13 protein-coding genes are annotated in these 13,854 nt (G+C 69.9%); 8 read left to right on the forward strand and 5 right to left on the reverse strand.

Annotated features, from left to right (window positions below):
- The 4 genes from VFL28_05080 to VFL28_05095 all read right to left on the reverse strand — a co-directional run.
- Positions 1-1,089 (reverse strand): fucose isomerase (locus VFL28_05080; GenBank protein HET7264021.1); only part of this gene is annotated, 1,089 nt, incomplete at its 3' end.
- A gap of 6 nt (positions 1,090-1,095) precedes the next feature.
- Complete coding sequence (locus tag VFL28_05085) at positions 1,096-2,010, reverse strand: carbohydrate ABC transporter permease (protein ID HET7264022.1); 915 nt, start codon at positions 2,008-2,010, stop codon at positions 1,096-1,098.
- The gene (locus tag VFL28_05090; protein HET7264023.1) at positions 2,007-2,912 is read right to left on the reverse strand and encodes a sugar ABC transporter permease; all 906 of its coding nucleotides are present in this window, start codon (positions 2,910-2,912) and stop codon (positions 2,007-2,009) included. The genes VFL28_05085 and VFL28_05090 overlap by 4 nt, the downstream gene beginning before the upstream one ends.
- 55 nt (positions 2,913-2,967) lie before the next feature.
- Positions 2,968-4,266 carry an ABC transporter substrate-binding protein gene (locus tag VFL28_05095; protein ID HET7264024.1) on the reverse strand — a complete coding sequence of 433 codons (1,299 nt, stop codon included), beginning with the start codon at positions 4,264-4,266 and terminating at the stop codon, positions 2,968-2,970.
- A 201-nt stretch (positions 4,267-4,467) separates the two neighbouring features.
- On the opposite strand from VFL28_05095, the gene VFL28_05100 reads away from it, so the two are divergent.
- Positions 4,468-6,432 carry a hypothetical protein gene (locus VFL28_05100; GenBank protein HET7264025.1) on the forward strand — a complete coding sequence of 655 codons (1,965 nt, stop codon included), beginning with the start codon at positions 4,468-4,470 and terminating at the stop codon, positions 6,430-6,432.
- A gap of 39 nt (positions 6,433-6,471) precedes the next feature.
- Here VFL28_05100 and VFL28_05105 read toward each other — a convergent pair whose 3' ends face one another.
- A complete protein-coding gene (locus tag VFL28_05105) occupies positions 6,472-6,891 on the reverse strand; it encodes a hypothetical protein (protein HET7264026.1) in 420 nt (139 codons plus the stop codon).
- Between the two features lie 263 nt (positions 6,892-7,154).
- On the opposite strand from VFL28_05105, the gene VFL28_05110 reads away from it, so the two are divergent.
- From VFL28_05110 to VFL28_05140, 7 genes are all read left to right on the forward strand, one after another.
- Positions 7,155-8,105 carry a potassium channel protein gene (locus tag VFL28_05110; protein ID HET7264027.1) on the forward strand — a complete coding sequence of 317 codons (951 nt, stop codon included), beginning with the start codon at positions 7,155-7,157 and terminating at the stop codon, positions 8,103-8,105.
- Between the two features lie 196 nt (positions 8,106-8,301).
- On the forward strand, positions 8,302-9,537 hold the full coding sequence (locus VFL28_05115) for an NAD(P) transhydrogenase subunit alpha (GenBank protein ID HET7264028.1): 1,236 nt from the start codon (positions 8,302-8,304) through the stop codon (positions 9,535-9,537).
- Positions 9,534-9,818: an NAD(P) transhydrogenase subunit alpha gene (locus tag VFL28_05120; protein ID HET7264029.1), complete on the forward strand. Its 285-nt coding sequence runs from the start codon at positions 9,534-9,536 to the stop codon at positions 9,816-9,818. Before VFL28_05115 ends, VFL28_05120 begins: the two co-directional genes overlap by 4 nt.
- Before the next feature lie 5 nt (positions 9,819-9,823).
- A complete protein-coding gene (locus VFL28_05125; protein ID HET7264030.1) occupies positions 9,824-11,254 on the forward strand; it encodes an NAD(P)(+) transhydrogenase (Re/Si-specific) subunit beta in 1,431 nt (476 codons plus the stop codon).
- Between the two features lie 8 nt (positions 11,255-11,262).
- Positions 11,263-12,480: a 4Fe-4S dicluster domain-containing protein gene (locus tag VFL28_05130; GenBank protein ID HET7264031.1), complete on the forward strand. Its 1,218-nt coding sequence runs from the start codon at positions 11,263-11,265 to the stop codon at positions 12,478-12,480.
- Positions 12,473-12,934, forward strand: coding sequence for a cyclic nucleotide-binding domain-containing protein (locus tag VFL28_05135; protein ID HET7264032.1), 462 nt, complete (start codon positions 12,473-12,475; stop codon positions 12,932-12,934). Before VFL28_05130 ends, VFL28_05135 begins: the two co-directional genes overlap by 8 nt.
- Before the next feature lie 40 nt (positions 12,935-12,974).
- Entirely contained in the window at positions 12,975-13,814 is an 840-nt protein-coding gene (locus VFL28_05140) for an FAD/NAD(P)-binding protein (protein ID HET7264033.1), read from the forward strand.
- Positions 13,815-13,854: the final 40 nt, after the last annotated feature.

The raw sequence follows: 13,854 nt of genomic DNA on the forward strand, positions 1-13,854 counted from the left end.
GTCGGCCGGGTAAAGATGGACGCGCGGCAGATTGACCGCCGGGTCGAACGACCGGCCCGCGAAGTACGTCGCGTGCTCGCCGGAGTTGCAGAGGTCCCACACGTCGTCCTCGGCATCGTAGTGCCGCACGTCGGCGAACAACACCGGGGTCCGCGCGATGTGCTTGAAGATCTCCATCGTCAGAGCCCCGTCGCTGTCCGCCTCGGTCGCGCAGACGATCGGATCGTGCGGGCCATCCCAGTCGTAGGGGTCGTTAAGCAGCGCCTCGGCCACGTCCATCGTGGCGAAGAAGTTCGTCATCTCGGGCTGCCCCTTGATGCCGCAGAAGGCGCACCGCCACTCGTCGAGCAGCTCGCGCACCGCGAGGTACGATTTCAGCTGCCGGCGCAGCAGCGCCGGGGTCAGCAGCTTGTCGTCGTAGTGAATCGTCGCGCCGTTCCGCTCCAGCCACGCGATGCCCGGAGCGACCCGCGCGTCCGGGATCGCCTCGCTGCGGCGGACAATCTCGTACTGGTCGATGTGCTCGATGTCGATGCCGAACTGCCGCCGCCACTGATCGAGCGCGGGGACCGCCGTATACATCCCCATCGACCGGCCGCCGATGAGTCCGTAGACCTCGCCGCGCAGGCGGTTCTTCGCCACCGCGGGCCGCAGGAAGCGCAGGACCCGGTCGAAGACCGCGTCGTCGGCGATGTCGCCGGAGATGCGGCCGTGGAAGACACCGACCTGGTCGAGACTCCCGGCGGCGGCCAGCATCGCGACGAGGCCCGGGTACTGCGGGTTGACGTTGCTGAGCAGCAGGATCGGGTGCGGCACGAACTCAGACGCGATCGCCGAGAAGTGCGGGAAGGCCCAGATGCCGTAGTTGAAGACGACCGCCTCGACGCCCCGCGCGGCAAGGTAGCGCGCCTCCTGCTGCGCGAGATCCGTCGTCCACACGATCTCCCGGCCGGCCACCACGTCCCAACCGGCCTCTTCCAGCCGCGCGCCGAGCCGCTCCTGGAACCCGCGCGTAATCGGCAGTAGGCTCGCGTGCATGTGCGGCCTGCCGTCGGAAAAGGTCAGGATGCCCACCTTCGCGCCTTTCATCGCACCTCACCCCTTGATGCCGGTCATCGTGATGCCCTGCGTGAAGTAGCGCTGCAGCAGGAAGAAGGCGATCAGCGCCGGCGCGGTCGCCATGACCGCGGAGGCGAGCGGCGGCCCAAACGCCGGCGCCGAGCCGCTCGTCCCGGCCTGAGCGCCCATGTACTGCGCGATCCCGACCGGCAGCGTGCGCGCGCGGTCGCTGCTGGTCGCGATGAGCGGCCAGAGGAAGTTGTTCCAGGAGCTGACGAACGTGAGCGCCGCGACCGCGGCCATCGACGGACGGCTCAGCGGCAGCACTACGCGCGCGAACACTTGAAGATCGCCGGCGCCGTCGATGCGCGCCGCCTCCTCCAGTTCGGCGGGGATGTTCAGGAAGAACTGCCGCATCAGAAAGACGCCGGTCACGTTCGCGGTGGTCGGCAGGATCAGCGCCTGGAACGTGTCGAGCATCCGCCACTCGGCGAACAGCACGAAGAGCGGGATCACCGTGACCTGAATCGGCACGAGCAGCATAGAGATGATCGCCGCGTAGATCACGCCGCTGCCCGGAAAAACGAACCGCGCGAGGGCGTACCCGGCCATGGCGTCGAGCACCACCACGATGCCCGTCGCGATGGCGGCGACCACCACGCTGTTGACCGTCCAGCGGACGAAGGCGTACTTGGCCAGCACTTGCCGGAAGTTCTCGAGCGTCCAAGTCTCGGGAATCCAGTGGGGTACCGCGGAGAGGATCTGGCCTTCCGGCTTGAGCGAGGTGGAGACCATCCAGGCGATCGGCGCGAGCGCGATCACCACCGCGGCGATCTCGACCGCGTAGAGGACGGCCGCGGCGGTCCGCCGGCGCGCGAAGCGCGCCGCACGGCCGGCCCGCCGCACGGCCGGGGCGGCGGCCGAGGCGACCGTGCCGTTCCCGGGCGTCACAGCGACGCCTCGGACGGCAGGAGACGCTGCTGCAGCCACGCCATCGCGAGCAGCAGCGCGAACGTGATGTAGGCGATCGCGGACCCGTACCCGAGCTTGAAGGTCTGAAAGGCCTGGAAGAACAGATACTGCACGAGCGTGAGCGTCGCCGTGCCGGGACCGCCGCCGGTCATCACGTAGACTTGGTCGAACACCTGGAACGTGTTGATGATCGTCAGCATCACGACGACGAACGTCGTCGGCCGCAGCACCGGAATCGTCACCGACCACAGAACCTGCCACGGCCCCGCCCCGTCCACGCGCGCCGACTCTTCGAGTTGCGGCGGAATGTCCTGGAGACCGGCGAGGAAGATGACCATGTTGTAGCCGATCGTCCACCACACCGTCGTCAGCGCGATCGCGGGCATCGCGGCGGCGTCGCTCGACAGCCAGTGGATCGGCCCCAGGTGCACCTTCGCCAGGTAGTGGTTGAGCAGGCCGAAGTTGCTGTCGAGAATCCAGGTCCACAGGATGCCGACGACCGCCGACATCATCGCGTACGGCGCGAAGATCAGGACCCGCGCCGCGCCGCGGCCGGCCAGCGGCCGGTTCAGCACGAGCGCCAGGACGAACCCGAGGACGATGAGGGCGGGCGCGGTCAACAGGAGAAAGTAGAACGTGTTGCGCACGGACGTATAGAAGAGCGGGTCGCGCGCGAGCGCGGCGTAGTTGGCCAGCCCGACGAACCGCGGGGCGCCGACGATACTCCACGACGTGAAGCTCGTGAGGAAACCGCCGACGACCGGCCCGAACCGGAACAGCGCGAAGACCACGAGGTACGGCAGCAGGAACAGATACGGCGTCGGCCGCGTCCCGCCGTGGAGCGGACGGCGGCGGCGCGCGGTGGCGGGAAGGATCTGCATCGGCGGTTCTGCCGGCCGCCCGGCCCGGCGAGCCGGCCGGGCGGCCCCAACCTACCTAAGGCGCGGACAGGATCGCGTTGATCTGGTTTCGCAGCTGCTGCGTGACCTGCGCGACGGGCTGGTTGCGCACGAGCACGGCCTGCGCGGCGACGACGATCGGACTCGGCGCCGTGGCCGAGTACATCTGCGCCGACGGCCGGACGTCCGGCAGCATGATCTCAAACGCCTGCGATTCGACGAATCCGCGGCGGCCGGGGAGCGCCCGGAACGCCGCCGACGTCCGCACGGACAAGAGCGCCGGCAGGTTGCCCGACAGCGCCCAGTTCTGCGAGTGGCGGACGATCCAGGCGGCGAGCGTCATCGCGGCCTGCTCGCGCGCCTTGTTGGCCTGCTTGGGGATCGTCAGCAGGTGGCCGCTGCCCCACGCCGCGGGCGCCGCGAACACGCGCGGGAACGTGGTCGTGGTCCAGTTCAGGCCGCTCACCTTCTGCAGACCGGCGATCTCCCAGGGCCCGTCGATCAGCATCGCCACGTGCTTCGTCACGAAGTCCTGATACGGGTTTGTCTCCCCGACCGGGACGACGTGGTCTTTGAACACGAGGTCCTGCAGCCACTGCCACGCGGCGTTGGCCTTCGCGTCGCTGAACGCGGTCCGCGAGAAGTCGGGCGCGAGGAACGGATCGCCCTGCTGCGCGAGCAGCGCATAGAACATATAGAAGCCGTGGTGGTTGTTCATCATGCCGAGGCCGTACTGCCGGATCGTCCGCGCGTCGAACCCCGCGTCGTCCGGATGGCGGCCCGCGCCGTCCACCGTCAACTTCTTGGCCGCGGCGACGAAGTCGGCGCCGGTGGTCGGCAGCTTGTTGGGATCGAGCCCCGCCGCCTTCCACATGTCGAGGTTGACATACACCGCGTGCATGTGCATGTCGAGCGGAATCGCGTACTGCGTGCCGCCGGAAAACGTACCGCGCCACGCCACGTCCATAAAGTCCGGCGCTTTGAAGCCGGCCGCCGTCACGGTCTCGCCCATCGGTTCGAGAATGTTGAGCGAGGCAAACTGCGCGATGTCCTGCGAGTGCATCGCCATCAGGTCCGGCGGCTGTCCGGCGCGCACGCTGGTCAGCAGCTTGTCGAACAGCGGCGTCCACTGCAGCGTCGTGAGCGTCACCCGAATGTCCGGGTGCTCTTTGTTGAACTGATCGACCATCTGGCGCATCACATCGCCGTCCGGACCGGTCCAGCCGCCCCAGAACGCCAGATCCAGCGGGGCCGCGGCGCCGGCCGGCGGCGCCATCGGGACCGCGACAAAGACCACGAGGAGCAAGCACAGTCCAAGACACCAGCGGTGCGTCATCGATCGTCCCCCTCTTCCCGCGCCTGTTTGGCTGTCAGGCGCCCGTTACAATTCGGCGCGGGCCACGCCGATTCCAGGGTACATTGGGCGGGCCGGACCGGACCATCAGGCGGTGGTCTGAGAGGAGGACGGCACAGCGCTGTATGCCCGCGCCCTGACAGCGGACAGGACTGCCCCGGCCCTGGCCCGAACGCGGCATCCATGTCCGCCAGACGGTGGGAAGACCGGGTCCCGCGGTGGTCCGGCACGGATAGCGCCGGCCGGGCGCTCGGCCACCATCCGTCGGTGGCGCGCGGGCCCCTCGCGGTCGGGTTGTGGGCCGCCCCCGCGGTCGCGCGGGCCCGCGGCGGAGCGGCGGGCCGCGACCTGATCGTCGCCTCGTGGGACGCCTGTTTCGAAGGCGGCGTCTATCGATTCCCCGGGCTGGACGAGGAACTCGACGTCGCCGGCCGCGGCGCACGGGTTCCCGGATTGTTCGGCAACGTGGACCCCGCGCCGGGCGGCCCGCCGGCGCGCCTCGTCGGCGTGAGCCGCGACCGCCCGGAGGTTCTGCTGTTTCGCGACGGCGAGGCGGCCGCCCCACCGGAAGTACTCGACGTGCGGTTCGCGTGGACCCGCGGAGCGGAAACGCTGCACGTCGTCCGGGCCTGCGACCTCGACGGCGACGGCGTGTGGGATCTGCTCATCGGGACCGACGACTGGTCGCACTATTGGCCCGACGGACGTGAATGGAACGATCCCCGGTACCGGCCCTACGACGTCGAGGGCGCGTGGCGCGGAGGGCCGCTGCGGGGGCACGTGTACGCGGCGCGCAACGCCGGAAGCGCGGCGCGGCCCCGCTTTGAACGCGCGGTCCCGTTCACCAGCGGCGGCCGGCCGCTGGAAGTCTACGGCGCGGCGGCCCCCGCATGGGCCGACGTGCTCGGCCGGGGGCGGCCCGACCTCGTGTGCGGAGACTTCCTCGATCATCTGTGGTTCTTCCGCCACCGCGGCGGGCTCGACTTCGAACCCGCCGCGGCCGTGCTGGGCCCGGACGGATCGCCGCTTTCGCTGCCGCAGAACGTTCTCGTGCCGGTCGCCGTCGCGCCGTCCGCCGGTGAGGAACGCTCGGCGGCGCTCCTCGTCGGCGCGGAAGACGGCGGCGTATGGCGGCTCACCCCGCTGCCCCGCACGTCGGGGGCACCCGCGTCCGTACCGGCCTATGCCGCGCCGCAGCCCGTCCGCATGCCTGACCCGCCGCTGCACGCCGGCGTCGAGCCGGTGCCCGTCGTCTGTGAATGGTCGGGCGGCGGCGGCGGACTCGATCTGATCGTCGGCACGGCCGGAGGCGAGCTTCTCTGGTATCCGGATCTCGGCGGCGATGAACTGCGGCGATACGGCGAGGCGGCGCCGCTGCGGACCGAGGACGGACCGATCCGCGTGCAGGCCGGGGAGCGCGGCTCCGTCCAGGGCCCCTCGGAACGGAAATGGGGGTATCTCTCTCCGACCGCCGCGGACTGGAACGGCGGCGGCCGGCTGGAACTGCTGGCGAGCGACATCATGGGGCGTCACCTGCTGTTCTCACGCACGGGGAATCCGCAGGTGCTGCGGCCGCCGCGCGAGCTCCGTTACGAGGGCGCCCCGCTGCGCACGGCGTGGCGCGTTCGTCCCGCCGTCACCACCTGGGGCGCGGCCGGCGGCGTGCAACGGTACGTGTGTGTGGACGGCGAGGGAACACTCGTCGATTTCGCGCGGCGCGACGCCGAGACGCTGGAGGCGAAGCGGCCGCTCACCTATGCCGGCGGTGCGCCGATCAGGTTCACGGAGGATTACGGCGGCGGGCTCGGCCGGGTCAAGCTCTCGGTGTGCGACTGGACCGGCTCGGGACGCGGTGATCTGCTCGTCGGGACTCACGCCCGCGCGTCGGTCCCGCCCGGACCGGCCGGGATGCCCCGTCACACCCACGGGCAGGCGACCGTGCTGGTCTTCGAGAACGTCGGCACGCCCGGCAATCCGGAGTTCGCCGCGGCGCGGCAGCTGCGCGCGAAGGGTCAGCCGCTGCGGTTCGGCATGCACTCCTGCGCGCCGGCCCCGGTGCGGCGGCGCGATGGAATGGGGCTTGATCTGGTCGTCGGTACGGAGAGCGGGACGCTCCTTCTGCTAAAGCGGGACGACCTCGCTTGGTGAACGAGACCGCCCTGCTTTGTCCACCTTGGCGTTGCGTGTTTAGTCGTGCAGCGTCGCCACCCAGGCGCCGTCGGAGCACTTGCCGTTATCGGTGACCGACGCGTCGTAGTCCCAGCTCACGTACTTGTTGCTGCCGGTGAGCTGCCGGCTCGAATTGATGCCCTCGCCGCTGTATAGGCGGATCGTGAAGGTGGACCCCCGGAGCGGCCCGTTGTCGTTCACCAGCACGGCCGACTCACCGGCCCCAAACACCCAATACGAGTTGTTCTCGTCAAATCCCACCACGGTAACGGTAATCTGATCACTGCGGGTGTTCTTGACGTCCAGGCAGGTGGCGTTCGTCTGTGCGTGCGCCGGCGTGACGGGCACCGCGACCGGCAGTCCAAGCGGCACGACCACCATCGCCGCGATCACAACGGCCCGAACCCGACTACCCCGCCATGCCGCCCTGCTACCCATCTCGCCTCCCCCTCCGCGTGTCCCATGCATGCCCCAACCGAGATTATCGCAGACTTGGGTCGCGCGGTGCCCGCCCGCACGAGAATGTTTCACAATCTTAACACTGCCTGCTCAATTCCACGCGGTCGCGCGAGCCCCGGATGAGAACCAGGACCTGAATTGGGCCTTTGGAGAAACCGCAAGTGTCACAACCATCTGCGGTGAGTGCGAGAAGGGAGCGGCGTGCCGTGACAGGTGTCCGGCTGCTCCGAGGTCCCATACTGGTGCTCTTCCTGACCTTGGGGCTGGGAGTGGCCGGCTATATGGCGCTCGAGAAATGGTCCTTCCTGGATGCCCTCTACATGACCGTGACCACGGTGACAACGGTGGGGTACGGGGAGGTACACCCGGTGTCGCCTGTCGGCCGGGTGTTTACGATGGGGCTGATCCTCGTCGGGGTCGGCGACTTCCTGTACACGGTGAGCGCGCTGTTTGCCTGGCTCCTGTCGATTGATTGGGCCGACCAACGGAGGCGACGAAAGATGGAATCCGACCTGGCCCGAATGGCCCGGCATTTCATCGTCTGCGGCTACGGCCGCGTAGGCCGGCGGGTCGCAGAGGCGTTCCGCCGCGAGCGGAGCCAGGTGCTCATCGTCGATATTGACCGGGCGTTGACGGCGGCGGCGGAAAGCGACGGATTCCCTTCGGTGTGCGGGGACGCCGCGAGCGACCGGGTTCTAGTTCAGGCCGGGATCGCCCGGGCCCGCGGCCTCGTGGCCGTGACCGGCGCCGACGCCGACAACGTGTACATCGTCCTCTCCGCCCGTGTGCTGCGGCCCGACTTGCTGATCGTCGCCCGGGCCGATGCGGATGACGCCATCGAGAAGCTTCGCCGCGCCGGCGCGAGTCAGGTGCTCTCGCCGTATCACATCGCCGGTCAGCGCCTGGCAATGGTTGCACTTCGGCCGGCCGCCGTGGAGTTCGTCGAGACCGTGCTGCACACCGGTCGCGAGGCGCTCATGCTCGAGGAGGTCGCGGTCGCGCCCGGTTCCCGCCTCGCGGAGACCTCCCTGGGAGCGCTGCACGATCAGGCGCCGGGGCTTGTGATCGTCGCACTCCACAGCGGCGGCCGGGTCATCCCGCTGCCCGCCGGGGAGCGTGCCCTCGTTCCGGGCGATAAGCTGGTCTTGCTCGGTCGCCCGGAGGAACTACAGCGAATCGAGGCCTTGAGTTGAGGCCGGGGCCGGACATCTGAACTCCCGACCGCTCGGGCCGCATCCACCCGCAGCTTGATTTCCCACGGCGTCCACGGCCGCCCTATGCCGAATCGGATGACCGTAGTATAGTGGCCGCCGCCCGCGCCGAGATAGGGTGTGAACGGCGGGAAAAGAAGCCCGGGCGCGGGAAACGAGGTATGGCGGTGAAACTGCGATGATCATCGGCGTCGCCGCGGAAACGCGGACCGGCGAGCGTCGCGTGGCGCTTGTCCCGAGCACCGTTCCCGTACTCACAAAGGCCGGCCACCAGGTGGTGGTCCAGGCCGGCGCGGGGGCCGCGGCCGGCTTCCCCGACGGCGTGTACGCCGAGCACGGCGCGCGGGTCGTCCCGGCGCGGGACGAAGTGTTCGCCGCGGCCGACGCGGTGGTTCAGGTCCTCTGCTACAGCACAGCCAACGAGCCCGGCCGACGAGATCTCGGGGCGCTTCGCCGCGGCCAGGTGCTCGCGGGCCTGATGGATCCGCTCGCCTCCCCGGAGACGGTCCCGGCGATCGCCGCGACGGGGGCGGCCGCGTTCGCGATGGAGCTGGTGCCGCGCATCACCCGCGCACAGAGCATGGACGCGCTCTCCGCGATGGCCACGGTGGGCGGATACAAGGCGGTGCTGCTCGCCGCGGACGCGCTCCCCCGCATGTTCCCCATGCTGACGACCGCGGCCGGCACCATCACCCCGGCGCGCGTCTTCGTCATCGGCGCGGGGGTCATGGGCCTTCAGGCAATCGCCACCGCGCGGCGCCTCGGCGCGACCGTGTCCGCGTACGACGTCCGGCCGGCGGCGCGCGAGGAAGCGATCTCGGTCGGCGCGCGCTTCGTCGAACTGCCGCTCGACACCGCGCAGACACAGGACACGCGGGGGTACGCGCGCTCGCAGGACGAGTCGTTCTACCGCCGCCAGCGTGAACTGCTGGCGCGGACCGTCGCCCAAAGCGACGTCGTCATCACGACCGCCGCCGTCCCCGGCAAACGGGCGCCCGTGCTGGTGACCGCGGAGATGGTCGCGGCGATGCCGCCGGGCTCCGTCATCGTGGACTGCGCCGCGGACCACGGCGGCAACTGCGAGTCGAGCCATCCGGGCGAGACCGCGCAGGTGGGCGGCGTGACGATCGTCGCGCCGCTGCAGCTGCCCGGCCTCGTGCCCACCCACGCAAGCCAGCTGTACGGCCGGACGCTCGCGGCCTTTTTGCTGCACATGAGCGCCGGCAAGGAACTCAAGATCGATCCCGCCGACGAGATCGTCCGCGAGACCCTGGTCACGCACGGCGGCGAGATCGTCCAGCCGAGGGTGCGCGACGCGCTGGGGCTGCCGTCGCTCACGGCACCGGCGGCGCCCTCGGGCGGCGTACGGGCCCCCGCGACCCCGCCGGCGTCGGGGAACGGAGGCGGCGCATGAACTCCCACGATCTCACCACCGGACTCTACGTATTCATGCTGGCGACGTTCCTCGGCTTCGAGGTGATCCGGCGCGTCTCGCCGCTGCTGCACACCCCGTTGATGTCGCTGACGAACGCGATCTCGGCGATCTCTATCATCGGCTCGCTCGTGATGGCCGGCGAGCACCGGACGGAACTCAGCACGCTGCTGGGCACGCTGGCCGTGACCGCCTCCATGACCAACGTGGTCGGCGGGTTCCTCATCACCGACCGCATGCTGCGGATGTTCAAGCGGAAGTGACGGCGATGCCGGACACCGCGGTCACCCTGGTCTACATCCTGGCGGCCGGGCTGTTCATCCTGGCCCTCAAGTGGCTGAGCGCGCCGGCGACGGCGCGGCACGGCGTCCTCGCCGGCGAGGTCGGCATGCTGCTCGCGATCGTCGGCACGCTCGTGCGGGCCCACATCGTCAGCTACCAGTGGATCGTCGTCGCGCTGGTCGCGGGCTCCGCGATCGGCGCGCCGATGGGCCTCTTTATGCCGATGACCGCGGTCCCGCAGCGGACCGCGCTCTCGCACGCGTTCGGCGCGCTCGCCGCGGCGCTCGTCGGGACCGGCGAGTATTATCTGCAGGCGCCGCGCGTCGGCACGTTCACGATGACCGCGCTCGCGATCGAGGTAGTGCTCGGCAGCCTGACCTTCACCGGCAGCCTGATGGCGTTCGGGAAGCTGCAGGAGCTGCTGCCGACGCGGCCGATCACCTACCGCGGTCAGAACGTGATGAACCTGTCCCTGCTGGCGCTCGCCGCCGCCCTCGCGGTCGCGATCGTCGTGCACCCCGAGCTCAAGTTCTTGTTCCCGATCATCATCGGCCTGGCGCTCGTTTTCGGCGTGCTGCTGATCATCCCGATCGGCGGAGCCGACATGCCCACCGTGATCTCGCTGCTCAACTCCTACGCCGGGCTGTCGGCGGCGGCGATGGGGTTCGTCCTCAACAACTACCTGCTGATCATCGCCGGGGCGCTCGACGGCTCGTCGGGCTTCATTCTCTCGCTGATCATGTGCCGGGCGATGAACCGCTCGTTCACCAACGTCCTGTTCGGCGCGTTCGGCCAGGTCCAGGAGGCGGCCGGCGCCGCGGCGCCGGAGAAACCGGTCCGCAGCGCGACGCCGGAGGAAGCGGCCGCGATCCTCGCGGGCGCGGGGTCCGTGATCGTGGTGCCGGGCTACGGCATGGCGGTGGCGCAGGCGCAGCACCAGGTGCGCGAGCTGTACGACGCGCTGATGAGCCGCGGGGTGGGCGTCAAGTTCGCGATCCACCCTGTGGCCGGCCGGATGCCCGGCCACATGAACGTACTCCTGGCGGAGGCCGACATCCCGTACGACCGCCTGCTCGGCCTCGACGAGGCCAACGCGGAACTCCCGCAGGCGGACGTCGCGCTCGTGGTCGGCGCGAACGACATCACGAATCCCGCCGCCCGCCACGACAAGACGAGCCCGATCTACGGGATGCCGATCATCGACACGGACCGCGCCGCGGTGGTCATGGTGATCAAGCGCAGCATGCGGCCGGGATTCGCCGGGGTCGAAAACGAGCTCTACTACCTCGACAAGACGCTGATGCTGTTCGGTGACGCCAAGGCCTTCGTCGGCGAGATCACGAAGGAACTCCGGGAGACCGCCCACGGACCGGCACCCGCTCGGCAGAAAGAGCCCGTGACGGCGGCCCACCGGTGACGGCCTCGATGGCAGCGTCTGCTCCCCAAACCTTCTGCGCGCTGACGGTCGACGGATTGGCCGCCCTGCTCCAAGTTCTTCGCCGCCGCGGGTACCGTCTCGTCGGTCCGACGCTGCGCGACGGAGCGATCATCTACGACGAGATCGCCTCCGCGGCCGACCTCCCTCAAGGCTGGACCGACGTTCAGGACGGCGGAACCTATCGCGTGGAGCGCCGGACGGATCAGGCGCTGTTCGGTTATCCCGTCGGCCCGCACTCCTGGAAGAAATTCCTGTTTCCGGCGGCGACGCGGCTCTGGCGCGCGCGGCGCGGGCCGGGCCGCGACGCCGGCGGCTTCGAGATCGAAGACACGCGCGAGGAAGCGCCGCGCTACGCGTTCATCGGGGTGCGCGGCTGCGATTTGCACGCGATCGCGGTGCAGGACCGGGTCTTTCTGGAGGGTCCGCACGTCGACCCGACCTACAAGGCGCTGCGTGAGGGCGCGTTCGTGGTGGCCGTGAACTGCGGCCAGGCCGGGGGTACGTGCTTTTGCCTCTCGATGAAGACCGGGCCACGGGTCACGGCGGGCTTCGACCTGGCGCTCACCGAGGTGCTCGAAGGCGGGCGTCACGAGTTTCTCGTCGAAACCGGCACGGACCGGGGCGCCGACGTGCTGCGGGATCTCGCGGCGGACGGCGCAGACCGGCCGGTCCCGCGCGAGGCCCCGCCGGACGCCGCGGAGACGATCGATCGCACGGTCGCCCGCGCCGCCGCGCAGATGGGCCGGTCGATGGACACCGCCGGCATCAAGGAATTGCTGTACCGCAACCTCGAGCACCCACGCTGGGACAACGTCGCCGCGCGGTGCCTCACGTGCGCCAACTGCACGATGGTCTGTCCCACGTGCTTCTGCAGCTCGGTCGAGGACACGACGGACCTGACCGGCGACCACGCCGAGCGCTGGCGCCGGTGGGACTCCTGCTTCACGATGGACTTCTCGTACATCCACGGCGGCAACGTGCGGAACTCGCCCAAGTCCCGGTACCGCCAGTGGATGACCCACAAATTGGCGTCCTGGATCGACCAGTTCGGAACCTCGGGATGCGTCGGCTGCGGGCGCTGCATCACCTGGTGCCCGGTTGGTATAGACATCACCGAGGAAGTTCGCGCGATCCGCGAGAGCGAAGCGCCACCGCCGGACGGCGCGCCGGAGAACGCCGAACGCAAGGGGGCCCGCGATGCGTGACCTTTCGGAGGTGCTGGCCGATCATCCGTTCTTCCGCGGACTCGCGGCCGACGACTCGGCGCTGATCGTCGGATGCGGCTCGAATGTCCACTACGCCCCCGACAAGATGATGTTCCACGAAGGCGATCCGGCGGACCACTTCTACCTGCTTCGCCACGGACGGGTCGCGCTCGAGATCGCCTCGCCCGAGCGCGGGCCGCTCACCGTGTTGACCCTCGGCCCGGGCGACGTCGTGGGCTGGTCCTGGCTCGTGCCGCCCTACCGGATGTCGTGCGACGCGAGGACGCTCGAATCGGTCAGGGCGACGCAGTTCGACGGGGCCTGCATCCGTCGGAAGTGCGAGGCGGACCCGCGGCTTGGTTATGAGCTGCTGAAACGATTTGCCGGGGTGCTCGGGCAGCGCCTCCGGGCCGCGCGGCTGCAGCTGCTGGATGTCTACGGCACGCGTGTCTGACGCCCGCCCCGCGTCGCCGACTCAGGCACCGTCCGATCCGATGGCGCCGGCGCCGTACCGCGTGCTCGGTGTGTCGCGCGACACGCACGACACCGTCACGATCGAGCTCGAACCCGGGCCGCGCGCGTCCGGCCGCGCGGACCCCCGCGAGACGCCGGCGTTCGCCCCCGGCCAGTTCAACATGCTCTACCTGTTCGGCCTCGGCGAGGTCCCGATCTCGATCAGCGGAGATCCCGCCAGGCCGGGGACGCTCGTCCATACCGTGCGCGCAGTGGGCGCGGTGACCCGCGCGCTCAGCGCGCTGCGCCGCGGCGCGATCGTTGGCGTCCGCGGTCCGTACGGCAGCGCGTGGCCGGTCGAGGGCGCGGCGGGGCACGACGTGGTCATCATGGCCGGCGGCATCGGGCTTGCCCCGCTGCGCCCGGCGATTTATCACCTGCTCGCGCACCGCGGCCGCTACGGCAAGGTGGCGCTGCTGTACGGCGCGCGCACGCCGGGCGACCTGTTGTACTCACGCCAGCTCGCGCGCTGGCGCGCCCGCTTCGACGCGCAGATCGAGGTGACCGTGGACGCCGCTCCGCCGGGGAAATGGCTCGGCCACGTCGGGGTCGCCGGCACGCTGCTGCCGAGGGCGGAGTTCGATCCCGCGCGGGCGATCGCGCTCGTCTGCGGACCGGAAGTGATGATGCGCTTTGCGATCGGCGACCTGCGTCAGCGCGGGCTCGCCCCGGAGCGGATCTATCTCTCGATGGAGCGCAACATGCGGTGCGCGATAGGGTTGTGCGGCCACTGCCAGTTCGGCCCGACGTTCGTCTGCAAGGACGGACCGGTGTTCCGGTACGACCGCATCGGGCCGTTCCTCAGGGTGCGGGAGATCTGATGCCGGCGAAGGACGGCGCCCGGGCGCGGCGCGGATCCCG

The organism is bacterium, from assembly GCA_035691305.1.
Lineage (GTDB): Bacteria > Sysuimicrobiota > Sysuimicrobiia > Sysuimicrobiales > Segetimicrobiaceae > DASSJF01.